The organism is Motilimonas sp. 1_MG-2023 (assembly GCF_030547455.1).
GTDB lineage: Bacteria > Pseudomonadota > Gammaproteobacteria > Enterobacterales > CBDFNC01 > Motilimonas.
In genome coordinates this window covers 1-250 of the sequence record NZ_JAUOPX010000208.1, presented here as the reverse complement: position 1 = coordinate 250, position 250 = coordinate 1, and the positions used below count along the sequence as shown (strand labels likewise).

Sequence of the window (250 nt, the reverse complement as noted above, 5' to 3'; positions counted from 1 at the left end):
CCACTATCCCATCATGCTCGGCAGGGTAAAATTGCCATTGTTTAGCTGCTTTAATAGCCGCCTGATCTAGGGCTATGTTCCCTGAGCTTTTCTCTATCTGTGCTAACGATATCTCGCCTAACGGGCTTAACGAAACGCGCAACATAACAACCCCTTCAACTCCTCGCCTGCGGGCTGATCGCGGGTATTTAGGGGCCAATGGTGTCTTTTTGTATCTCACATCTTTTGATAGTAGCTGCACGACAGATGC

At 48.8% G+C, this 250-nt stretch carries 1 protein-coding gene; it reads right to left on the bottom strand.

The window, feature by feature from the left end; genetic code table 11:
- Positions 1–220 (bottom strand): energy transducer TonB (locus tag Q4519_RS22520; protein WP_369293067.1); only part of this gene is annotated, 220 nt, incomplete at its 3' end.
- Positions 221–250 lie beyond the last annotated feature (30 nt).